Raw genomic sequence first — 24088 nt, 5'->3', positions numbered from 1 at the left:
TGTGCCTCTGAGACTTGCTCATCTATTCGGGTTGTCTCTATGATTCAGACAATAACAAAAATGAGTAACAATAATGCAGCATGTGGTGTTTGGTGCCGGACTAATTGGCGGTTACCTGGGGGCGATACTGGCTTATCGAGAGCAGAATGTCAGTTTGGTGGTCAGGGAGGCAGCCCGGCAGCGCTGGAGTAACGGAATCAGGCTCAGCGATTATCAAGGTCATCAGGCTGGCCCCTTGTATCCTGTGATATATGGTAGTAACTGGCCAGAGCATGCCCAACCATGTGACATCTTATGGCTGACGGTAAAATGTACGCAACTGGCTCAGGCGGCCTTGGATGCGCAGCCTTTTGTTGGCCCCCAGACACAGATCTATTGTTGCCAGAACGGGGTAGGCAGTGAGTCTCTGGTTCGTGCTATTTATCCCAATCATCAGGTATATAGCGTGATAGTGCCTTTTAATGTGGTGGAGTCTTCACCCGGGTGTCTGCATCGGGGGTCAGAAGGAGCGCTGACACTGGAAGCGGCCAAAACCGGTCTAGGCAATGATTGGTTGGTATCAAGCCTGGATTGTGACTTGATGCCAACCCAAAGTGCTGCGCAGATGCAGGCATTGCAATGGGCTAAGTTACAGTTGAACTTAAGTAATGCAGTCAATGCGCTGGCCGACATACCGGTAAAAGCCATGCTAGAGCAACGCGGCTACCGACTGGTGTTAGCCGCGTTAATGGATGAATTGTTAGGTGTCTGTCAAAGCCATCAGATTACCTTACCTAAGTTGACTCGATTGCCGGCGGGATGGCTACCCTTTGTATTACGCTTACCCGATTGGCTATTTACCCGTGTGGCCGCCGCGATGCTGGCTATCGACCCTGGTGTACGCACCTCCATGTGGTGGGATCTGCAACAGGGCAAGGATACCGAGATAGCCTATCTCAATGGTGCGGTTATCGAACAGGCACTGAGTTTAGGGCTTAATTGCAGAGTGAATCAGGTTATTGTCACCCTGATTCATCAGGTGGAGCAGGGTAAGCTCAAGATGGGCTTGTCGGCTGAACAGTTGCTGGAATACACCGGGCTGAAGTCATAGGTCTGTTAGGGACGATACCAAAATCGTTCTTGTTCAAGCGGGGTTGCTTGAGGCAACAGTGGATTCCACAGAGAGAGTACTTTACGTTGAGCGAGGCCAGCTTTATCCACGGCGTGCTGATGATACAAAGTAAACAGGCGGTCAAACTCGCCACTTTCCTGCATACGCAATAAACCAGAGGTGACGCCGGTAGCGAGTTTTTGATCGGACTTTCTAAAGAAAAAATACATCGCGGTGGGGTAATACAGTACTAGGTGCTTTTCAACCACCAAGTCATGTTGGTAGTAGTCTTGCTCGCGCCAGATTTCTAATACCGAGCGGGGAAAGGCAACCCCTCTGTCATGCTGTAACATATCAAATAGCCCTTCGATATGCGGTGTACCATAAACCCGTAAACCATTAGCGAGCAGTACATGAGTATCGGGCCAGCCTCGTCCTTGTAGCAAGGGGAGTCTGGCTAACCCGCTCAGATCACTAACCTCCTCAAGTAGGCTTTGCGACTGCGGCTTGATCAATAGCAGACGCCAGCCATAAAGTCCTTTGTAGATGGGAATGCGCACCGGAAGCAGATTTTTCTCGCGCTCAATACTTGTCATGGTCCAGACGACATCTATTCCTTGATCGTCTTCCAGTTGCTTTAATGCGCGACTTTGCACCAGACTTTCAGATGATGCCTGTAACTTATAAGGTAGGCCTGCCGCACTCAATGCCCCCTTGAGCAGTGCTTGTGGGTAGTCAATAATCGTGCTGTCTTGCCTGGCGGGACGGGGGTAAGTCAAAGATTGTTCGGCGGATGCTTTGGGGCCGGGTGCAAAGAGGGCCAACATCAATAAAAAGTAGCAAAAGCGCATAAGCAAGTGTTCTTCCCTGAGGTCCTGACAGCCTGATAAGCAATTTACCGCCCTTAGAATTGCCGTTAACGGTGAGTTTGCGTAGACTCGCCGTCTTTATAACAAAAGCACATAACAACAGATGACACAAGGATTCAAAGTTCCCCACACCTTAGTTTTGCTGCTCGGCATGATGCTGGTGGCTTTCCTCGCTACCTGGATAGTGCCACAGGGCTTTTTCGATACGGCAGTGGCCGATAATGGCAGGGAGATGGTGATACCCGGCACCTATACTCTTAGCGACAGCCGTAATTATCTTACTCCCTGGGATTTTTTAACTGCCATTCCGCGTGCGTTGGCGGCAGCACAGGACGTGATTTTCTTCGTTTTTATTGTGGGGGGCGTGTTATCCATCGCGCGGGCGACCGGTACTATTGATGCTTTGATAGGGCGTTTATTGGAACGCTTTGGTCATAAGCCCAATTTGCTGATTTTTATGGTGGTATTTTGTTTTGCTTTGGCATCGGGTGCCATTGGTACGGCGGGGGAGTACATTCCCTTTGTCCTGATTCTGGTGGCTTTATGTAAAGCCATGCGTCTGGATGCCATGACCGCCGTTGGCATGATTGTGGCTGGCTATGGTATTGGCTATGGTGTCTCGGCTTTTAATCCCTTTACCGTATTGATTGCCCAACAGATTGCCGGCGTACCTGTTTATTCGGGACTGGAATGGCGTCTGGCGATTTTTGTGCCCTTTGTTCTAATAGGTTTTCATCACGTGTGGTCGTATGGCAAGAAGGTACTGGCCGACCCCGATGCTTCACTGACCCGCGATCTAACCTGTCCACTCAGTGGTACGGTGCAAGGAGGCTATCCTAAGTTAAATGGGCGTCATCAACTGATTCTGCTTGGATTTGTGGCGTCTTTGGTCACCGCGGTGTGGGGTATTGCCACCAAAGGCTGGTATTTGTATGAGCTGGGCGGGGTATTTATTGCTTGGGGCATCTATACTACGCTGGTTGGTCAAATAGGGGCCGATGTGGCCGCCAACCGCTTTATTGACGGAGTGAAAGATCTTGCCAGCACGGCCATGCTTATCGGCGTGGCACGCGGCATCGCCTTGATTCTTGAAGACGGACAAGTTCTGCATTCTCTGGTGTATGGTATGTCGCTGCCCTTGTCTTACCTTGGCGCTGAACTTGCGGCAGTAGGCATGTTGATCATCCAGACCATCCTTAACCTGTTTATTCCCTCCGGTAGTGGCCAGGCTTATGTAACCATGCCGCTTATGGCACCCGTTGGGGATCTGATTGGGGTGACTCGCCAGGTGGCAGTGTTGGCCTATCAGTTTGGTGACGGGTTCTCCAATATGATCATTCCTACCAATGCGGTGTTGATGGGCATTATTGGTATGGCAGGGGTGCCATATCATCTCTGGTTCAGGTTCTGCTTGCCGCTGCTGATGAAATTGATGCTGGCGGCGGCTGTGGTACTGATGCTGGCGGTGACCTTTGGATATGGTGAAGATGTTCAGCCGCAAATTGCTCAGCAGAGCCAACAAGGATAAAGAAAAATGGCGCCAGCAGGCGCCATTTTTGGTTTTACTCTGTCAATCATGCTTGGGCGTTATGGCGGCCAACCTGGCGACCTTAGTTTTTGCCTCCAGTGCGCCACGCTGGGGCCTATCGCCAAAGGGAAACAACAATATCCCTAGCGGTACCCGCCACAGCAAAGACCACCAGTTAAGGGGGCCTTCACCATAGCGGGCGTTCAATGCAGCAGCAGACAGGGCCCCGCGCTCTTTTAGCTCTGCGTAAATAGCCCATGCCCGCTCAGGGTAGCGGCTATCATCCACCCGCACAAACATATCCATAAGTTCATCGGTGCTTAAGTCTGCCAGTTTATTCTGATTCATCTCACATCCTTGTAATCAACAAAATAGCGGCCAGGGTTTAGGCTTGGGAGTCACCTTCGGTAAAGGGGGGCTCATGCATAATTTCGTCCTGCTCGACATCCAGTTCTTCATCAGCAGGTCGGCGGGCTTTTTTGCGTACCAGCACCTTGTCACCAATTTCAACACCAGACATGGTGTTCACCCGTTTGACCTTAGGCTTGGCTTGTTGCCAAACATTTCCGTCACCCTGTGCTGTTTTGGACTTGGCGGACTTACCTAGCTGGCGTGCAGGTTTAAGGCCCTTGAATTTACCTTCCAGGCCTTCAATGACTTCAAACTCAATGCTTTGTTCCAGCAAGCTCTTTATCGCCACAAAGCTTTGCCAGTCTTTCGGACCTACCAGTGACACCGCATGACCTTTATTGCCGGCACGACCTGTCCGCCCGATACGGTGTACGTATTCTTCGGCCATTTTGGGTAAGTCAAAGTTCACCACCAGCGATACTTTGAGTAAATCCAGGCCTCGGGATGCCACATCAGTGGTCACCAGTATCTGGTGATGACCGCGAGCAAACTCATTCATAATATTGCTGCGCTGTGATTGGCTTAGGTCACCGGACAAGGCGATGCTGGTCAGATTCCAGTCCTGCAACAGCTTTGCCAGCCTGTCGGTATCGGCACGGGTGGCGGTAAATAAAATGGCTTGGCGATAATCTTGCTTTTCCAACAACGCCTTTAGCAAAGCTTCTTTATGCTCAATATGATCAGCCAGAATAAAGCGCTGTTCTATATCCGCATGTTGCTCACCGGCACTGCCCAGACTAATGCGCTGTGGCGCCTTAAGCAGGGTTTGGGTCAGATAATGTAATTCAGCGTTATCCAAAGTGGCGGAGAACATCATAGTCTGACGTTTACGGTGATCGGCCTTAGCATGAATATGTTTTAGCTGTGGAGCAAAACCGAGGTCCAGCATACGGTCAGCTTCATCCAGAATCAGTAACTCAAGGCCATTGAGAAACAGCGACTTATCCGTTAGATGATCGGCCACCCGGCCAGCAGTACCGACGATAAACTGCGGGCTTCGCTTTAGTGCCTTAACCTGATCGTTGAAGTTTTCGCCGCCTAAAATCAACGCCACATTGGCGCTGGGGCCGTCTAGCAGGGCGCGCAGTTGCAAAAACACCTGCTTAGCCAATTCGCGGGTTGGCGCGAGGATCAGAACGCGAGGATCTTTTTTCGACAGAGGCTTGGTTCTCAACACTCGCTGAATGGCCGGAACCAGATAGGCCAAGGTTTTTCCTGAGCCGGTCTTTGAGGATACAATCAAATCCTTACCCAACAAGGCATGAGGCACGGCCTGCGCCTGAATATCTGTGGCCTGATTAAAGCCTTTTAATTGCAGGACGTGTTGTAATCTGTGATCAAGTGGCAGGTCGGAAAAAAGCAATGAAGTGATCCGGTGACAAATTTGCCGCCAGTATACGTTGTTAGACTGCGTTGAGCCAGAAAAGGCCGACAGAGCTTGTCGGCCGTGCAGGTATTATTGAGAAATTTCCGTTTTCAGGTATTTAAGGAAGGCTTCACTGACCTTGGACAGTGGCCGGTTATCCAGATACAAGCCGTTAATCTTAAAGGTTAAAGGGGGAGCAAAAGAGGCAATGCCTACCTTGTCCGACAGATTTCCCAGCGCGGTAAACTTATCTATGGTGCAGCAACCCAGCCCTTGCGCCACCATACGGGCGGCAACATAATAAGAGGTGACCTGCAGATTACTTTCTACCTGCACACCGTCGTTAGTGAGTCTGTCATAGGCCAGTTCACCCAATGGACCACTGTCCCAGATGCCGATAAGCTCAGTTTTGCCAAGCTGTTCGGGGCTCAGCACTTTAGGTTCGTCTGGAAATTGCGCTTTGGGGTACAAGATCACAATTTCCCCTTCGCCGCATTCAATTTTAGTGACGCCAGGCATAGGCGGAGAGGAATAAAGCAGGGCCAAATCACAGCGATGTTCTGTCAGGGCCTGCAAAGCCTGGTCATTATGCGTGGTTTCCAGATCGAAACGAATATTAGGATGCTCCTGGCGAAACTTTGCCAGCGCCTTGGGCACCACATCAAACCCCAGGGCAGGGGTGAAAGCCAGGTTGATTTGTCCAAAGTCATTACGTTTGATGTTTTCTGACATCTTGCGAATTGAACGTAACTGACGATAGGTTTTGTCTACCTCGGTAAACAACATATCGGCTTCCGGGGTAGGAATTAACTGACCTTTATTACGATGAAATAGCTGGAAACCCAATTGCATCTCGGCATGTGCCAGCACCTTACTGACAGAGGGCTGTGAGACAAATAGTAGCTTGGCGGCGCCTGTTATGGAGCCGGTGGTGTATACCGAGTGAAATACTTCTATATGTCGTAGCCGCATGCTTTATACCCTCGCAAAGAAAACCCGGTCACCTAAAGAGGTGGCAGGCTACCACCAACTTCGAGCGACATATTGTGACGAATCTGACTTGGCCCATAAACCAGGGTTATGGGATTGGTGCATATTACCTGTAATTGGCATGATATTGTCCGGCATTTAACCTGATAAGTCGGCAATTTGCCGCGTCAAGTGGCCGGCCTGCCTGCGCTATGGCATAGTCCGGCACCGCGCGAAAATAGCATAACTCCAGGTTATGAGATGCAAATTTACTTTTAATTGCGCTTGGACAACTTATTCAGGATTGTGTAGGCACCACAACAATAAGGTCCGTCTTTGGCGGCCAAACTCAAATGGGGATAGTCATGAAAACATCCAACAGCAACAAGTGTAATCTGAGCCCATTGGCTCTGTGTATTCTTACCGCGCTTGGGAGCAGCGCGGCAATCGCCCAGCAAACTACTGGTGTTGAACGCACCGAAGTTGCCGGCGCTCAAGTGCAGAACACGGAGAGTACTGCTGCTAAGCTGCAAAAGGAGCAGGAGCAGGATTTAGAAAAGGTGGTCGTGGTTGGTTCAAGCATCAAGGGCTTGAACGTAACCGGCGCATTGCCTGTTTCACTGATGGATCAGAAAGATATTGATGCTATTGCCGCTACCTCAGGTGCGGATTTGTTTGCAGCTATTCCTTCCAATGGCAACGTAAATTTCAATGGTAACGATGTAGTCAGCGGCGTATATGCGTCTCGTGGTGACGTAGCCTCTATTAACCTGCGCAGCATCGGTACCGGTAACACCCTAGTGTTGCTAAACGGCCGCCGTTTGGTTCAGCACCCCGGCTCACAAACGGAAAACTCCGTACCTGTGACCACGGTGAATATGAATGCCATTCCTGTTATGGGCATTCGTCGTGTGGAAGTCCTGCATGACGGTGCTGCGGCAATTTACGGCTCTGACGCCGTTGCCGGTGTAGTAAACAGTGAAATGCGCAGCGACTTCGACGGCTACCGTTTTGATGTGCAGTACGGAGAGGCGGAGAACACCAGCCGTTCCAAGCTTAATATGAATATGCTGGGTGGTTGGTATGTGAATGATCAGGCCACTAACCTGACCTTGTCCATGAACTACTACAAAGCCAGTGACGTGATGGCATCTGAGTTGCCTTATGCCGCTTCCGCTGACAGACGCTCTTATCTCGAGGGAACTTCATGGGAGGGAGACACTCAGTTTAGAAATACTTCCACCACAACACCTTGGGGCCGTTTTGATGCCAGCCAGGGCGTAAGTGGATTAACTACTGGTGCCGGTCGTTTCCATATTGAACCTGTTGATGGCTCGGACAGTAATCAAGAATGTGTTCTGGCCAATGGACTCTGTATCGATAGTGGTTCCATCAGTTCAGACCAGCGCTTTGATACCAACCAGAGCCGCACTATGATTCCTGAGACGGAGCGGGCGAACGCGTTCTTGTTTATCAACCATGAAATGGACAGTGGCACTGAGCTGTATGGTGAGCTGAGCTACTATTGGGCTGAGTCTAATTCCCAGCGCGCTGAGACTGCGACGCTGACGTCCGCGCCGGTTACGATTTCTAAAGATGCTTACTGGAACCCGCTGGGTTCTGGTGTGAACCGTGTTAGTGGATTTGATATTCCTGCCGAAGGCTTGGATGTCAAAATTGACGCTTATCGTGTAGTTGACGCTGGTGTGCGTAAAATTAATGTTGTTAACAAAACATACAGAAGCTTAGCCGGTGCCCGTGGTAACTTTGGTAATTGGGATTGGGATAGCGCGGTACTGTATTCTGCGGCTAAGACCGACGATACCACTTACAACCGTACCAGCCTGACCAAATTCCAGCAGGCGGTAAACCGCACTGACGAAAGTGCTTATAACCCATTCTGTGGTGCAACCTGTAACAGCCAGGCAAGCATAGATCCATTTTTGGTTAACATAAGCCGTGTGGGTGAAACTGAGCTGGCGTTGGTTGATTACAAATTATCTAACCCCAGCCTGTTCAGCCTGCCCGCCGGTAATGTTGGGGTTGCTTTCGGTACAGAGTGGCGCTACGAGAGCTTTGAAAATGATTATGACGACCGTTTGGACGGCACCACTGTCTATACCGATGCGGTAACGGGCACTGTCTATGAAACCGACGTTATGGGCTCAAGTGGTCAGCCCGATGCCGATGGTTCTCGTAATGTATTTTCTGCCTTTGTAGAATTGGCCGGTCCGTTGGTCAGCCCTGAAATGGACATTCCGCTGGTTGAAAAACTGGACTTCCAGATTGCAGGCCGTTACGAGCGTTATAACGATGTAGGTAGCGTATTCAAGCCCAAGGCGGTGTTGTCTTGGTATCCTGCACAGAGCGTACAGATTCGTGCCTCTTATGCTGAAGGTTTCCGTGCACCAAACTTAGAGCAGTTGCATACTGCACGTACAGCCAGAGTGAATTACCCCATTGACTACTACCGTTGTCAGGCGCAAATCAACAAGGGTGAGATCGAAAGCCTAAGTGCCTGTAGTGGTAGTGACAGTAGTGAAAACATTCGTTTTGGTAACCCGGATCTGAAACCAGAGAAGGATTACAACTATGGTTTGGGTATGGTGTATACCCCGGCCTTTGTTGAGAACCTAACTCTGACCGCCGACTTCTGGCGTATTGAACAGGAAGACTTGGTAGGTATTCGTTCTTATCAGAATATTGCCGACCTGGATTACCTGTATCGTATGAACGGTTCAAGCAACCCGAACGTGATTCGTTCAGCGCCTACCGCAGATGATATCGCCTTTTTCGCAGGCTCTGGCTTGGAAGCGGTTGGCGATATGATGGATATCTATGGCTTGTTTGAAAACCTGGACTCACGCACTACCGAAGGTTTGGATCTGGGGATTTACTACAAGCTGAACCGTACGGCTTTCGGCGACTTTGACTTCAAACTGAACGGTGCCAAGCTTCTTGAGTCGTATCAAAGCGTTGATGAAGAGTCTGCCAAGCTGGCTGCTCTGGGTATTAGCCTGGATGATGTGGGTGACATGATTCAGATGGACGGCCGCCCTGAGTGGCAGGCATCCGGTACCATAAGCTGGCGCAATGGTAACTGGGGAGCAGGTTTATTCGCTAAGTATGTAGGTGATTTTTACGACACCAGTGCAGTGAATGATGAAACCGGCGAGTTCTGGCATGTGTCTTCCTGGAACACTGTCAGCCTGTACGGCCAGTATAGCTTTGACGAAGGCGCGATGGACGGCATGCGTCTGCGTGTTGGGGTACGTAACCTGTTTGACCGTGAGCCACCTCTGGCTGACGAAACCTACGGTTATGATGCCAGCCTGCATAGTGCCGAAGGCCGGTACTTCTATGTATCTTTACAGACCAACTTCTTCTAAGTTGAGTCATTTATCATAAAAAAGGGCGAGTTATCGCCCTTTATTTTTTCAGGAGTATACCTATGGGCAATGTGTTCTCACCTTTAAGTGCCTTAAGTTCGGCACTGTTGGCGGCCGGTTTGTTAGCAGGGTGTTCAGGAAATGCCGAGCTTAGCGCTGACTACCTTATTTCCAGTCAGCATATCTACACCGGAGAAGGCCAAAAGCCAATGGCAGGTGTCGTGCTGGTTAAAGATGGTAAGATACTAGATGTATTGCCGGAAGCACCTGCGAATTTACGTGTGACCAAGCGCATCGATGCCGCTAATCTGGTAGTGGCACCTGGCTTTATTGACCCTCATACCCATGCCTGTAATGACTTTAATCAAGGTAAGCCCAACCTGAATGCCAATTACCTGACTCAGGGCGTCACCACGGTATTTTGTGGCAATGACGGCGGGGGCAATGTTGAGGTAGGTGCAACCTTCGATTTGTATGAAAAGCAAGGTATTGGCAGCAATGTAGCCTTGTATGTGGGGCATGGCGCGGTGCGTACTGAAGTCATGGGCCGGGAGAATCGAAAAGCCAGTGTCGATGAGCTTGAACAAATGAAGGCCTTGGTTGAAAAGGCCATGCACGAGGGCGCGTTAGGCTTATCAACCGGGCTGTACTATGTTCCTGGTAATTATGCTGACACGGCTGAAGTTGTGGCTTTGTCTAAGGTGGCCGCCCAATTTGGTGGGGTGTACGACAGCCACATTCGCGACGAAAGTAGCTACCATATTGGTCTGGTTGCGGCGGTACAGGAAGTGCTGGATATTGCTCGCGACGCGGATATTCCTGTTCACCTTGCGCACCTCAAAGCACTGGGTGTGGATGTTTGGGGAGAGAGTCAAACCATCATTAAGATGGTAGAGGATGCCCATGCCAAAGGCTTACAGGTTACGGCCGATCAATATCCCTGGAAAGCCTCCGGAACCAGTGTTGCCGGAGCGTTGATGCCACGTTGGGCGCTGGCTGGTACCACAGAAGAATATCACGCCAGATTGAAGGACCCTGCGCAGTTGCCCGGTATCAAGGTAGAAATGCAAGACAATCTGCGTCGCCGTGGCGGTGCGGAGTCCTTATTGATCAGCGATCCTACTGCCGGTGAGTTGCGTGGCAAGACGCTAGCACAAGTCGCAACAGAAAGGGGCGTTGATCCTATTGAAGCCGCATTGCAGATCATTTTGGCCGGTAATGCCAGGGTGGCCAGCTTTAATATGTCTGAGCAGGATATTGAAGCCTTTATGCAGCAGGATTGGGTGGTGACATCCTCTGACGGTAGTCCCGGCCATCCACGTAAGTATGCCTCTTTCCCTAAAAAGTATCAGGCTTATGTACAGGAAAAACCGCTGTTAACCCTAGGTGAATATATTCAGCGTAGCAGCGGTAAAACTGCCGAGATTTTTGGCTTGGCAGACCGCGGAAAACTACAAGCTGGTTATGCTGCCGATTTAGTCTTGTTCGATGCAAAGCAGTATGCACCGCGTGCTGATTACATGCATCCAGAAGCGTTGAGTGAAGGTGTGCAATGGCTGTTTGTTAATGGCGTTGCCGCCATAGAGGAAGGAAAACTGACCGGTGAGCTTGCCGGCCAGGCCCTACGTAAAAAACCATAATATAGAAGTTGAGCTACATACAGATGTTGATTAGAACCCTTCCCCGTACCCTAAAAGTGGGATTGATATTGGCAGGCTCGGTATTTAGTCTGTCAGTGCAGGCAGATGTTCGGGATGCACAGACCTTTTATCCGCAGGATGTTGGATTTAATCCGACTATTCCTACGCCTGAAGCTTTTTTGGGACACCCATTGGGTAAACGGGTAGCGCGCAATGATTTAATGGTGAGCTACCTTAAGCTGCTGGCAGAAAAATCGGACCGCATCCAGTACGAAGTCATCGCTCGCAGTCATGAGAATCGTCCTATTGTCACCCTGACTATCAGTAGTCCCGAGAATCTGGCTCGCCTGGAAGACATCCGCGCTGCCCACTTGGCTTTGCAAAAGCCGGGTAATAAGAAGGCCATCGGTCAGGACATGCCGGTAGTGAGCTGGGTTAACTACGGGGTACACGGTAGTGAAGTCAGTTCAACCGATGCGGCTATGCCGACGGCTTACCATTTGGCTGCTGCGACCGGTGAGCAAATCGACCGCATTTTAAAAGACAGTGTGATCTTGCTGACCGCCAGCTTCAACCCGGACGGAAATACACGTGAGTCAGGCTGGAACTGGACCTTTGGTTCAGAAGTTCCGATGACCGATGGGGTGAGTGCGCAGCACGGTGAGCCCTGGCCATCAGGTCGCACTAACCACTATTGGTTTGATTTGAACCGTCAGTGGATGTTACAGCAACATCCTGAGCCGGTGGGTTGGGTAGCCAAGTTCCATCAGTGGCGGCCAAATATGGTAGCTGACTTCCACGAAATGCATTCGCACAAGTCATACTATTTCCACCCTGGTGCGCCGGACCGGGTCTTTCCTTTGATTGGAAAAGACGCCATGGCGCTACTCAGTGATGTGGTGCAAGGGCCGCGCGATTTCATGGATAGCGAAGCCCGCCTGTATTTCAATGAAGAATCTTATGACAACTTTTATATAGGTAAGGGTGCAACCTACCCGCATATGTATGGCAGCTTAGGTATTCTGTTTGAACAATCCAGTACTTCAGGTGAACTGAATACCCCTCGTGGTTTGCTATCGTTCAGAGATAACATCCGTACCCAATATCGGGTTGGTATATCTCTGCTCGACAGCGCGGCGGCGAAGCGTGAATCTTTGCTCAGTTTCCAGCGTAAGTTTGCTGATGCAACCAAGTCACTGGCTGAAGATGATAAAACCAAGGCCTATGTATTCTCTGTACCTGGTGATGATGCGCGTGCTTTCCATTTCCTGGAACTCTTACACCGCAACCACATTGAGGTGAAGCGTCTTGCCCGTGATATCAAAGTTGAGGGTAAGGTGTTTTCTGCCAGCAATGCCTTTGTAGTGGAAACTGATCAGCCCACGTACCGGATGATCAAAGGCATGTTTGAGCGTATCACCCGTTTTGAAAATAACACCTTCTACGATGTGTCAGGCTGGACTATGCCATTGGCCTTTGGGGTGGATTATGCTGCAGTGACCAGCCGGTCTTTCAAGACAGGTGATACGGTGTTACCGGCTTTCCCACGTCAACCTGCACCAGCAAAAGCTGATGTGGCTTATGTGTTTGACTGGAGTCACTATTATGCACCGCGTGCCTTGTACCGTTTACTTGATGCAGGTTTCCGTCCGCGAGTAACCACAGAGCCGTTCACTACCGATTCGGATAAAGGCAAAGTTACTCTGGGTCGTGGCAGTATTATGATGTCAGTGGGCTGGCAGGGCGGTGCAAAGCCGGACGAGCTGCATAGTCTGATGAGTCAGATAGCCCAAGAGGACGGTGTGCCGGTTTATGCCGTTGGTACCGCGTTCACGGCCAGCGTTGGCATGGATCTGGGCAGTAACCTGATGCTGGAACTGGATCAGCCTAAGGTGCTGCTGGTTATTGGTGAAGGTATTTCTCAGTACGATGCGGGGGAAGTCTGGCACTTACTGGACAAGCGTATGCAAATGCCCGTGGTGTTGCTGCATAAAGACAAGCTGTCCTGGGTACGTTTGCAGGATTACAGCCACCTGGTAATGGTGGGGGGAAGCTACAGTGATCTGGCCGATAAAACCGTGCAGAAAATCGATACCTGGGTCAAAGACGGTGGCACAGTGGTGGGTATCCGTGACGGTGCCAAGTGGGCAGGACAAAAATTACTTGACTTGAGCCCAGTTAAGTTCAATAAGGGTAAGCTGGCCAGTGCGCCTCGTATCGATTACGCCAACAAAGAGAATGCCGAAGCACAAGACATCATTGGTGGTGCGATTATGGCAGGTGATCTGGACAATACCCATCCGTTGGGTTTTGGTTACCAGCGCCGCGAAATCGCCAGCCAGCGCAACAGCTTGTTGGCTTTTGAGCCGCCGAAAAATCCGTTTGCTACCGTGGTGAAAATTGCTGATAAGCCCTTGCTTAGTGGCTTTGCATCGCCAGAAAACCAGCAACAACTGGCCGGTAAGGCCATGCTGGTCGCTGAGCGCAAGGGCAAAGGGTCGGTTATTTTATTCACCGACAATCCCAATTTCCGTGCTTACTTCTATGGTACAGAAAAGCTCTTTATGAACAGCCTGTTCTTCTCTAAAGCCTTCAATAAGCCACGCGCTTAGTATCAAGTTAAAAGCCCCGGTTTCATCGGGGCTTTTTTTCTGCTGTATCATTGACCTATCCACTACAGGCGTTGCTAGCCTAAACATCCAGGCCTGGATGTGATTCAACATCGAAGATGTCTACATAAGTAAGCTCGTGGTTTACACGATTGAATTTGTGGCAGGAGAGGAGGGACTTTTGTGCTGGCAAAAATAAAGGCACCCAGTTGGGTGCCTTTAAACTTAGTTGAGCGTATCAGAGTTCGCAGGGCAGGCAGAATGCATAAGCACCGCGGGGGTCATTGAATTTGGCAAATACATCAAATTCGGCAACCAGCTGTTTAACCAGCCCCATTAACTCGCCGTCACTTTGGCTCTTCAGGGCTTCACCAAACCACAAGGAGGCAACACCAAAGAATTCATTCCAGAACTGTTCTTTCGGGCTTAAATCACGCTGCACATACTTGGTATCGTATTGCTCAAGCCCAGCGAATTCGGCGGCGGCACTAATAGCATCATCTAAGTAACCTAGCTTATCCACCAATCCCAGCTCCAGTGCTGTTTGACCTATCCACACACGTCCCTGAGCGATACTGTCGACCTGTGCTTTTTCCATATCTCGCTCGGTGGCAACCAAGTCAATAAATTGCTCGTAGCCATGCTCTATGTTGCGCTGAATAACTTCACCAATGCGAGGATCCAGCGCTCTGACTGGGCTCATCCCTGCAAATTCTGTTGTACCCACACCATCGGCATGAATACCCAGGTAATCCAGGCTATTTTCATAGGTCATAAACATACCGAAGATACCGATGGAGCCCGTGATGGTACTAGGGGCAGCCCAGATTTCATCGGCACCGGCTGATATCCAGTAACCGCCGGATGCCGCGTAAGTGCTCATAGACACCACCAAGGGTTTACCGGCGGCTTTGATGTTTTCAACTTCCTGGCGAATCACCTCTGAGGCAAAGGCGCTGCCTCCCGGCGAGTCAACATAGAGCACAACGGCTTTCACACTATCATCCAGGCGGGCTTTGCGCAGCAATGCTGCCGTGCTGTCTCCGCCAATAGTGCCGGCCTTTTGTGTACCATTTAAAATAGTACCGCTGGCCACAACAATCCCCACATGATCGGTATCTTTATGGACAGGCAAATAAGGGCCGTTAATCACCTGTAGATACTGCTTAAAGTTGATGTGCTTGTAACCACGAGCGGATTTATCTTCACCAACCAGGGCGGTCAGTTCAGAGCGAATTTCTTCGCGGTTACGCAAGCCGTCAACCCAGTTATTGTCTACTGCATACTGGGCAAAATCACCGCCCACTTTAGAGAACTTGGCCAGGAAGCTATCCAGCTTCTCGTCAAAGTTACTGATATCCATTCCCCTGGCGGCAGCAACATCGGCCTTATACTGACCCCACAAGGCATCCAACCAGGCTTGATTAGCCTGCTTGGCCGCATCGGACATATCGTCGCGAATAAAGGGTTCAATGGCCGACTTGAAGGTACCTACCCGAAATACATGGGTTGTGGCTTTCAGCTTTTCCAGCATGGATTTGAAGTACAAACGATAACGACCATAGCCATCCAGAATCATCCAGCCCATGGGGTTCATATATAAATGGTCGGCGTGGGCCGCCAGATAATACTGATCCTGACTAAAATAATCGCCGATGGCGTATATGGGCTTTTCGCTTTCTTTAAAACTGTCCAGTGCATCGCCCACTTGCTGCAGCTTATCCAGGCCACCTTGCTGCAAGCCATGCAGATCCAGTACCAGGGCTTTAATGCGACGATCATGCTTGGCATTGTCGATGGCGAACAGAACATCACGCAATAAGACTTCGGGGTTCTCTTCTTTTTCTTCGAAGGCTTCCTGCATAAACTTAGCGAAGGGATCAACGGCGGTTTTCTCAATCACCAGTTTGCCATTCAGGTTTAATACCAATGCCGAATCCTTGGGCACAACGACCTTTCCATCCTCTGACGCGATAGCGATGATCAGCGCTATTACGATAAACAGGAACAACAGATTGAAAAACAGCTTGCGCGAGAAGTTCAATACAGACCACAGCCCTCCTGCGAGGGTGCGGAACAGACCTTTTTGAGTTGCCATAACTACTGCATATTACATTTGTGATAGGTCTATCCTATCCAATGTCGGGCGTAACGAGAAACTGCAAATGTAATTTTTTATGACCGCTTACGAATTTATGCTGTCGCAAAGATGGTTTAATCGTGTTTGTCGTTTCTATTGATAGGTTTTTGCGTTAGGCACCATTAGCAGGTGAACTCCTTGTTAATTTTAAGGTAGACTCACAACAGATTAGACCAGTTGAGAATAATATGAATAAACATCCTCTCTATCCGCACATGCTTAGCCCACTGGATCTGGGTTTTACCTGTCTTAAAAATCGCGTCTTGATGGGCTCAATGCACTTAGGTCTGGAAGAAGAGAAAGATGGCATAGAGAAACTGGCCGCATTTTATGCCGAGCGTGCAGCCGGCGGGGTGGGTTTGATTGTCACCGGGGGCATTAGCCCGAACCGCCAAGGTTGGGTGTTTCCCTTTGCCTCGCGTATGACTAACAGTGCTCATGCTAAAAAACATCGTGTGATTACCGATGCCGTGCATCAGCATGGCGGTAAGATCTGTATGCAAATTTTGCACACTGGTCGTTATGGTTACCATCCTATTAACGTCGCTCCCTCCGCCATTAAAGCGCCTATTAACCCGTTTAAACCTCGCGCCATGTCTGGGCGGGGGATCCGCAGTACCATTAAGGACTACGCGAATTGCGCCGCTATGGCCCAAGCTGCCGGTTATGATGGTGTAGAAATTATGGGCTCTGAAGGTTATCTGATTAATCAGTTTTTATGTCCTCGCACCAATCAGCGTGACGATGAATGGGGGGGCAGTTTTGAAAACCGGGCACGTTTTGCTCTGGAGGTTGTTAAGGCAGTCAAGGCCAAGGTAGGGAATGAATTTATTATTATTTTTAGGCTGTCTATGTTGGATTTGGTGGAAGGGGGCAGTGAATGGCAGGAAGTTGTCGCCCTTGGCAAACTGTTGGAAACTGCCGGGGTCACTATCATCAATACCGGCATTGGTTGGCATGAAGCGCGGGTGCCGACTATAGGCACTATGGTGCCGCGAGCAGCCTTTACCTGGATCACGCAGCGGATGAAACAAGAGCTGTCGGTGCCGCTGATCACCAGTAACCGCATTAACGATCCTCAAGTAGCGGAGCAAGTACTGGCCGATGGTCATGCGGATATGGTGTCTATGGCTCGTCCTTTTTTGGCCGATGCAGAATTTGTGAATAAAGCTGAGCAACAGCGTGCTGAGGAGATTAATACTTGTATTGCCTGTAATCAGGCTTGTCTTGACCATGTATTTAAGAAAAAGCGTGCCAGTTGTCTGGTTAATCCTCGTGCAGGCTTTGAGACCGAGCTCAATTTTCCCCTCACTCATCACAAGAAGAAGCTGGCTGTGGTTGGTGCGGGCCCGGCCGGGTTGGCATTTAGTTGTTATGCGGCCGAGCGCGGCCATGAGGTGCATTTGTTTGACAGAGCCACAGAGATTGGCGGTCAGTTTAATTACGCCAAACAAATACCAGGTAAAGAAGAGTTTTATGAAACCTTACGCTACTTTTCTGCCAGGCTTGCCAAGGCGGGCGTCAATCTGCATTTGAGTACCGAGGTGGATGCAAACACATTAACGCAAGGTCAATTTAATGAGGTGGTGCTGGCCACAGGTATTGTGCCCCGCCAGTTAAACATTCCTGGTATTGAACATGAGAAAGTGCTGAGCTACCTGGACGTATTGCGTGACCATAAAGCGGTGGGGCAGAAAGTCGCTATTGTGGGAGCAGGCGGTATTGGTTTCGATGTCGCCGAATATTTGCTTGAGCAGCCTTCATTGACCACACAACCACTGCAATGGTTACAATCTTGGGGAATTGATAAGCAATATTCCAGCCGGGGAGCTTTGACCACCCCAATCTCCCATATGCCGACAAGAGAAGTTTACCTGTTGCAACGCAAACCCACCAAAGTGGGCAAGGGGCTTGGGCCCACAACAGGCTGGATCCATCGGGCATCACTGCAAAATAAAAAGGTGCAGATGTTACCTGGTGTAAACTACCAGCGAATCGATGACGAAGGCTTACATATTGAGGTGAATGGCAAACCGCGCTGTCTGCCTGTTGATAACGTGATTATTTGCGCAGGTCAGGAGCCTCAACGGGCACTGCAACACGCATTACAGCAGTCAGGAATACCGGTACACCTTATTGGTGGTGCGGATGTCGCGGCAGAGCTCGACGCAAAACGGGCAATACGCCAGGGTGCTGAGTTAGCTTCAGCCATCTGATCAAGGTGCGAGGATTATCCGTGTGGCTGCTCATTTAGCCAATGCGCAATGAGTTTGGCGATGCGCCGATAATCCTCTTCGGCAAAGGTTTTCAGCAGTCTGGCGGTACCGGGCTTGGCATTAACTTTGGTTTGCTGTTTGATAAACAGGCGATGAAAGGCGCCTTTTGGCACTGCACTGTTGATTTTGGTCGGGTTCGGTGGATTTTTTCGCATCATGCCCCTTGTAAATTGGCCTATCCTTTTCTAATTTAGCGCCAGAATCCATTCTTTGATACTTGTTATGCACGCATTAGAGCTGTTATTAAACCGTACCTCCCAGCCCAGATTGCAAGAGCCAGCCCCTGCCGGTGAGGTTCTTGAGAACATTATGCAGGCCGCTTTGCGCGCGCCGGATCATGCTGCCCTGACACCTTGGCGCTTTGTGGTGTGTCAGGGGCAGGGATTAAACCGACTGGGAGAGTTGCTGGAACAAGCAGCTATTGCCTCTGATATGTCGGAAAAGGATATTGAAAGGGCACCACAGTTGCCCCTTCGTGCCCCAATGGTGATTGTTGCTATTACCAAGTATCAGGAGAATCCTAAAGTTCCCTGGATTGAACAGGTTGCCTCAACGGCTTGTGCGGTTCACGCCATGCAAATGGCGGCGCTGGCACAGGGGTTTAACGGTATTTGGCGTACCGGCAGTTATGCCCAGAACGATGAGGTTAAAAAAGCCTTTGCGTTACAAGAGCAGGACGAAATTGTCGGCTTTTTGTATCTGGGCACGCCACAAGCACAGGCATTGCCCAGAAAACCCAAGGACAGTGCTGACTATTTTGAATTCTGGAACGAATAATCTGCTGCCTGTCATTTTGGCAGCATAACGAGAAGGACGATGTGATGAATAAAGCCTGGTTACTGCTGCCGCTGCTATCAGCGAGTTATGGCTTAGCCGCCGAGGAGTCCCCTAAAGAAAGCTGCGAATTGGCTGCCAAGCTCTATGCTAAGGACGATCTGGACGGCGCATTAGAAGAAGCCCGTTGGTGCGTCACACTGCTGGAGCAGGAAAAGCAAAATGTGCTTAGCGCGTTGTTTAAAGATGATATTGCCGGATTCAGCGGCGGAGAAATCGCCCATCAACAGGCCCTGGGGTTTACCAGTCTGGAGCGGGATTACCAAAAGGATGAGCTGAAGGTCAATGTCAGTCTAGCCAGCGGTGCAGCCGGTGGTTTGGTTAGCGCCTTAAGTGCATTCAGCCAGTTAGGCTTGCAGAGCGGACAAGGGCAAGCCCTGCGCATTCAGCGCCGCAGTGCCATGATAATGCAGGAGCCAGACAAACTTGTGCTACAGGTCTCGTTAAGAAGTGGAGGCCTCCTAAGCTTCAGCTCAGAGCAGATGGACAGCGAGCAATTGCAAGCCTTTGCCAACGCCTTTCCGGTAACCGAGTTGGATGAAGCGCTAAAGTAAAAAACGGGCCAGCTGGCCCGTTTTTCAATTCATTAGTAGTTGGCGTTGCCGGGTGTGCGCGGGAAGGGGATAACATCACGCACGTTTTGCATGCCGGTGACATAAGCAACCAAGCGCTCAAAGCCCAGACCAAAGCCAGAATGAGGCACGCTGCCATAACGGCGCAAGTCGCGATACCAGCTGTAATCTTCTTTATTCAGGCCCATTTCTTCCAGGCGTTGGTCGAATACATCCAAGCGCTCTTCACGCTGAGAGCCACCAATGATCTCTCCAATACCAGGCGCCAGCACGTCCATAGCGGCCACTGTTTTACCGTCATCATTAGCACGCATGTAGAAGGCTTTAATGTCTTTGGGGTAGTTCTGCATGATAATGGGCGCACCCACATGCTCTTCTGCCAGATAGCGCTCGTGCTCAGAAGACAGATCCACTCCCCATTCAACCGGGAATTCAAATTGCTTGCCGGACTGTTTGAGGATGTCGATGGCATCGGTGTAATCCATACGCACGAAATCTTGGTCGATCACTTTTTCCAGACGGCTGATGGCATCTTTATTGATACGGTCTGCAAAGAATGCCATATCATCACCGCGTTCTTCGAGTACCGCTTTAAAGACGTACTTGAGCAAATCTTCGGCCAATTGCGCAATATCACTGAGATCAGCAAAAGCCACTTCTGGCTCGATCATCCAAAATTCAGCCAGGTGACGGCTGGTATTGGAGTTTTCTGCCCTGAAGGTGGGACCGAAGGTATAAATCTTGGACAAGGCACAGGCGTAAGTTTCGCCATTTAGCTGACCAGATACGGTCAAAAAGGCTTCTTTACCGAAGAAGTCCTGGCTGAAATCCACTTCGCCTTTGTCGGTTTTAGGAATATTGAGCAAGTCTAAGGTGGATACCCTGAACATTTCGCCAGCACCTTCGGTGTCACTGGCTGTCACAATAGGTGTGCTGATCCACAGATAACCGCGCTCATGGAAAAAGCGGTGAATGGCCTGAGACAGGCAATTACGCACCCTGGTTACGGCGCCAATCACGTTGGTACGTGGACGCAAGTGGGCATGTTCACGCAAAAATTCGATACTGTGGCGTTTAGCGGCCATGGGGTAGGTATCGGGGTTTTCCACCCAACCTACCACCTCAATACCGGTGGCATCGATTTCCAGTGCCTGTCCTTGCCCCTCGGATGCTTTAAGCGTACCTGTGACCGCAACAGAACAGCCTGCGGTAAGCTTTTGCACATCGTTATAATTCTCAAGGTTATTCAGGGCAATAACCTGAATAGCATCAAAGCAGCTGCCATCATGCACTGCGATGAAAGACAAGCCTGCTTTAGAGTCACGGCGGGTACGTACCCAGCCCTTGACTACAACCTCTGCACCTACCTGGTGCTGACCCTTGAGAATTTCTACCACGGGGGTGTGTGCCATCTAACCTCTCCAGACGATCCATGCGCGGATCTCAAATTTGCTCTACAGTATTAATTGGGGAATGCCCCGGCACGTTAGTGCCATTATGCGCCGGGATCGCAACCAACTTAGCTGGAGTGTCCCGGACGGGGTGTGTAATCTTACTTGGCTGACAGCCAGACTCAAGCAAAATCCGTTATGTCACCAATCTCGCGGCGTTACTCAGGTATGGAAAGGCGGCAATTGCCGCCAGAACAGGATTGGCTGTTCCGCATCTTGGTGGCTGGCAGTGTACTGGGCTGGATACTTTTTGTTGCTGCTATGCTGCTGTTTCACTACGCCAGACCTGAGCTGCAGACTGGTTTTATGCAGGCCTTAGGTTTTAGCACCGAACAGGATTGGCATCACTCCCTGACCGCTTGGTTGGTCGTGACCCTGTCCCTGACCGTCTTGCTTAGCCTTATTGCTCTGGTTATCCGCAGGCGCCGTACCAGGCGGCGCAGCGATGGTTTATGGTTGAATCTGGTGATACTGACCATACTCTCGCTGGCTTGCCTGGTGTGGCTGCTGGCTTTTGCCGGTTAATCACTGAGTGCAAACGCGATGCTGTCTACTAACTGAGCGAGCTGCGCCGAATCAATGATGTAAGGCGGCATGATATAGACTAACTTGCCAAACGGACGCACCCAAGCGCCACGGCTGATACAGCGGCGCTGAATCTGGGCCACATCAACCGGGGTTTTGCATTCCACCACACCAATGGCACCCAGTACCCGGGTATCGGCGACAGAGGGCAATGCAGTGAGCGGTAAAAGCTGTTCTTTGAGTTGTGCTTCAATGGTATTGACCTGTGTCTGCCAGTGGCCTTGTTGTAAGATGCTCAAACTGGCATTGGCCACCGCACAGGCCAATGGATTACCCATAAAGGTCGGCCCATGCATAAAGACCCCAGGTTGTCCCTGACATACCCCCACGGCAACATCTTCACTGCATAAGGTAGCGGCCAAGGTCATCATCCCCCCCGTTAAGGCCTTGCCTACGCACAGAATATCCGGGCTGATATCTGCATGCTCGCAGGCAAACAATTTGCCCGTGCGGCCAAAGCCGGTGGCAATTTCATCGGCGATCAACAAAATATTGTATTCATCGCATAGCTGTCGGGCCCGACGCAGGTACTGTGGATGGTAGATGCGCATGCCGCCAGCACCTTGCACCACAGGTTCAAGGATCAGTGCCGCTATCTGATGATGGTGGCGCTCCATCAGCTCTGCCAGCGGTTGGATGTCATCTTCGTTCCAGACCTGACCAAAGCGGGTTTGCGGTGCCGGAGCGAATATCTGCTCGGGCAGTGCCTGACTGAACAGACTGTGCATGCCGTTGACCGGATCGCATACTGACATGGCTGCAAAGGTATCGCCGTGATAGCCGTTTCTTGGGGTCAGAAACTTGTGTTTGTTGGGGTTGCCCTGGCACGCCCAATATTGCAATGCCATTTTCATGGCAACTTCCACCGATACCGAGCCGGAATCCGCCAGAAACACGCGATTTAACCCTTGGGGGGCCATATCGAGTAACGACTGACACAGGCTTATAGCCGGTTGATGGGTTAAACCACCAAACATGACGTGCGACATAGTGTCGATCTGCTGGTGTGCCGCCTGGCAAAGCTGGGGGTGATTGTAACCGTGGATGGCTGACCACCATGAGGCCATACCATCGATCAGCTTCTCACCGCTGCTCAGATGCAGGTATACATTCTCGGTACGTTCTACCCCATAACAAGGCAACGGGTTGAGCGCGGACGTGTACGGATGCCAGATATGCTGGCGATCAAATTGAAGATCCATGATTAAAAAGTATCCAGATGTAAAGTTTGATTTTCGCTTCTGGTTGACAAGGTGCGGGCCGCGCATAGACTACTGAAGCTAAATCCCAGTGTAAAGGAATCCCTATGCAGGCTTCGGCTGCCATCCGTCATGATTGGACGGTTCAACAAGTGCGTGATCTGTTTGCGTTGCCATTCAATGATCTATTGTTCCAGGCGCAGATGGTGCACCGCCAGCATTTTAATCCTAATGAAGTGCAGGTGAGTACACTGCTGTCGATAAAAACCGGCGCCTGTCCGGAGGACTGCAAGTATTGTCCCCAAAGTGCCCGCTATGACACCGGCTTGGAAAAAGAGCGCCTGATGGAAGTGGAAAAAGTGCTGGAGCGAGCCAAAGAGGCCAAAGCGGTGGGCTCCACCCGTTTTTGCATGGGAGCTGCCTGGCGAAATCCTAAAGACAGGGATATGCCCTACGTGATTGAAATGATAAAAGGCGTGAAAAAGCTGGGTATGGAAACCTGTATGACGCTTGGCATGCTGTCCCGTGAACAGGCCATGATGCTTAAGGATGCTGGCTTGGACTATTACAACCACAACCTGGACACCTCGCCTGAATTTTACGGTGAGATCATTAGCACTCGTACCTATCAGGATCGCCTGAATACCCTGGAGAATGTTCGTGCCGCCGGTATGAACGTATGCTCGGGTGGTATTGTCGGTATGGGGGAGAGCGATAACGACAGAGCCGGATTGCTGGTGCAGCTGGCAAATTTACCGCAGCAACCGGAAAGTGTACCTATCAATATGCTCGTGAAGGTGAAGGGCACGCCGCTGGATGATGTGGAAGAACTCGACCAATTTGAATTTATCCGCACTATTGCCATCGCCCGTATTATGATGCCAAAAAGCCATGTGCGACTGTCAGCCGGGCGTGAAGCCATGAACGAACAGATGCAAGCCTTATGCTTTATGGCGGGGGCAAACTCAATCTTTTATGGCTGTAAGCTCCTGACAACCTCAAATCCAGAAGCCCATACCGATGTGCAGTTATTCCGTAAATTGGGCATCAATACCGAGCGAACCCGTCAATACTCTGATGAGGCTCATGAGGCCGTGCTGCGGGACGCAGTAAGCGCCCAGCAAAGTGAAGCCTTGTTCCACGACGCCAGCTTATAATCC

18 protein-coding genes are annotated in these 24088 nt (G+C 50.5%); 10 read left to right on the top strand and 8 right to left on the bottom strand.

What is annotated here, in order from left to right:
* Positions 1 to 73: 73 nt before the first annotated feature.
* A complete protein-coding gene (locus tag IEX02_RS10975) occupies positions 74 to 1090 on the top strand; it encodes a 2-dehydropantoate 2-reductase (protein ID WP_188694699.1) in 1017 nt (338 codons plus the stop codon).
* 5 nt (positions 1091 to 1095) lie between these two features.
* Here the strand turns inward: IEX02_RS10975 and IEX02_RS10970 are convergent, their stop codons facing one another.
* Positions 1096 to 1947 carry a transporter substrate-binding domain-containing protein gene (locus tag IEX02_RS10970; RefSeq protein ID WP_188694696.1) on the bottom strand — a complete coding sequence of 284 codons (852 nt, stop codon included), beginning with the start codon at positions 1945 to 1947 and terminating at the stop codon, positions 1096 to 1098.
* Positions 1948 to 2062: 115 nt separating this feature from the next.
* Here IEX02_RS10970 and IEX02_RS10965 point away from each other — a divergent pair, with 115 nt between their 5' ends.
* The gene (locus IEX02_RS10965) at positions 2063 to 3487 is read left to right on the top strand and encodes a YfcC family protein (RefSeq protein WP_188694691.1); all 1425 of its coding nucleotides are present in this window, start codon (positions 2063 to 2065) and stop codon (positions 3485 to 3487) included.
* 42 nt (positions 3488 to 3529) lie between these two features.
* On the opposite strand, the gene IEX02_RS10960 is transcribed toward IEX02_RS10965, so the two are convergent.
* From IEX02_RS10960 to IEX02_RS10950, 3 genes are all read right to left on the bottom strand, one after another.
* Complete coding sequence (locus IEX02_RS10960; protein ID WP_188694689.1) at positions 3530 to 3835, bottom strand: hypothetical protein; 306 nt, start codon at positions 3833 to 3835, stop codon at positions 3530 to 3532.
* Between the two features lie 37 nt (positions 3836 to 3872).
* The gene (locus IEX02_RS10955; protein WP_188694685.1) at positions 3873 to 5261 is read right to left on the bottom strand and encodes a DEAD/DEAH box helicase; all 1389 of its coding nucleotides are present in this window, start codon (positions 5259 to 5261) and stop codon (positions 3873 to 3875) included.
* 93 nt (positions 5262 to 5354) lie between these two features.
* Positions 5355 to 6236: a LysR family transcriptional regulator gene (locus IEX02_RS10950; protein WP_188694682.1), complete on the bottom strand. Its 882-nt coding sequence runs from the start codon at positions 6234 to 6236 to the stop codon at positions 5355 to 5357.
* A 362-nt stretch (positions 6237 to 6598) separates the two neighbouring features.
* On the opposite strand from IEX02_RS10950, the gene IEX02_RS10945 reads away from it, so the two are divergent.
* From IEX02_RS10945 to IEX02_RS10935, 3 genes are all read left to right on the top strand, one after another.
* Positions 6599 to 9622, top strand: a complete 3024-nt coding sequence (locus IEX02_RS10945) for a TonB-dependent receptor domain-containing protein (RefSeq protein ID WP_188694679.1) — start codon at positions 6599 to 6601, stop codon at positions 9620 to 9622.
* A gap of 62 nt (positions 9623 to 9684) precedes the next feature.
* Positions 9685 to 11262: an N-acyl-D-amino-acid deacylase family protein gene (locus IEX02_RS10940; RefSeq protein WP_188694677.1), complete on the top strand. Its 1578-nt coding sequence runs from the start codon at positions 9685 to 9687 to the stop codon at positions 11260 to 11262.
* Positions 11263 to 11285: 23 nt separating this feature from the next.
* The gene (locus tag IEX02_RS10935) at positions 11286 to 13874 is read left to right on the top strand and encodes a M14 family zinc carboxypeptidase (protein WP_188694674.1); all 2589 of its coding nucleotides are present in this window, start codon (positions 11286 to 11288) and stop codon (positions 13872 to 13874) included.
* Between the two features lie 235 nt (positions 13875 to 14109).
* Here the strand turns inward: IEX02_RS10935 and sppA are convergent, their stop codons facing one another.
* Complete coding sequence (sppA, locus tag IEX02_RS10930; protein ID WP_188694671.1) at positions 14110 to 15969, bottom strand: signal peptide peptidase SppA; 1860 nt, start codon at positions 15967 to 15969, stop codon at positions 14110 to 14112.
* Positions 15970 to 16199: 230 nt separating this feature from the next.
* Here sppA and IEX02_RS10925 point away from each other — a divergent pair, with 230 nt between their 5' ends.
* On the top strand, positions 16200 to 18227 hold the full coding sequence (locus tag IEX02_RS10925) for an NADPH-dependent 2,4-dienoyl-CoA reductase (protein ID WP_188694668.1): 2028 nt from the start codon (positions 16200 to 16202) through the stop codon (positions 18225 to 18227).
* Between the two features lie 14 nt (positions 18228 to 18241).
* On the opposite strand, the gene IEX02_RS10920 is transcribed toward IEX02_RS10925, so the two are convergent.
* The gene (locus IEX02_RS10920) at positions 18242 to 18445 is read right to left on the bottom strand and encodes a hypothetical protein (RefSeq protein ID WP_188695732.1); all 204 of its coding nucleotides are present in this window, start codon (positions 18443 to 18445) and stop codon (positions 18242 to 18244) included.
* A gap of 64 nt (positions 18446 to 18509) precedes the next feature.
* Between IEX02_RS10920 and IEX02_RS10915 the strand changes: the two genes are divergently transcribed.
* A complete protein-coding gene (locus tag IEX02_RS10915) occupies positions 18510 to 19064 on the top strand; it encodes an NAD(P)H nitroreductase (protein ID WP_188694665.1) in 555 nt (184 codons plus the stop codon).
* A gap of 44 nt (positions 19065 to 19108) precedes the next feature.
* Positions 19109 to 19675, top strand: coding sequence for a hypothetical protein (locus IEX02_RS10910; protein WP_188694662.1), 567 nt, complete (start codon positions 19109 to 19111; stop codon positions 19673 to 19675).
* 32 nt (positions 19676 to 19707) lie between these two features.
* Here the strand turns inward: IEX02_RS10910 and asnS are convergent, their stop codons facing one another.
* Positions 19708 to 21105, bottom strand: coding sequence for an asparagine--tRNA ligase (gene asnS / locus IEX02_RS10905; protein WP_188694659.1), 1398 nt, complete (start codon positions 21103 to 21105; stop codon positions 19708 to 19710).
* Between the two features lie 177 nt (positions 21106 to 21282).
* On the opposite strand from asnS, the gene IEX02_RS10900 reads away from it, so the two are divergent.
* Entirely contained in the window at positions 21283 to 21669 is a 387-nt protein-coding gene (locus tag IEX02_RS10900; RefSeq protein ID WP_188694656.1) for a hypothetical protein, read from the top strand.
* On the opposite strand, the gene bioA is transcribed toward IEX02_RS10900, so the two are convergent.
* On the bottom strand, positions 21666 to 22931 hold the full coding sequence (bioA, locus tag IEX02_RS10895) for an adenosylmethionine--8-amino-7-oxononanoate transaminase (RefSeq protein ID WP_229702191.1): 1266 nt from the start codon (positions 22929 to 22931) through the stop codon (positions 21666 to 21668). The two genes, IEX02_RS10900 and bioA, sit on opposite strands and share 4 nt — an antisense overlap.
* Positions 22932 to 23035: 104 nt before the next feature.
* On the opposite strand from bioA, the gene bioB reads away from it, so the two are divergent.
* Entirely contained in the window at positions 23036 to 24085 is a 1050-nt protein-coding gene (bioB, locus tag IEX02_RS10890; RefSeq protein ID WP_188694651.1) for a biotin synthase BioB, read from the top strand.
* Positions 24086 to 24088 lie beyond the last annotated feature (3 nt).

This window comes from Bowmanella pacifica (assembly GCF_014645355.1).
Lineage (GTDB): Bacteria > Pseudomonadota > Gammaproteobacteria > Enterobacterales > Alteromonadaceae > Bowmanella > Bowmanella pacifica.
The sequence above is the reverse complement of the archived record's forward strand: the minus strand, read 5'-3'. Positions and strand labels throughout refer to the sequence as shown.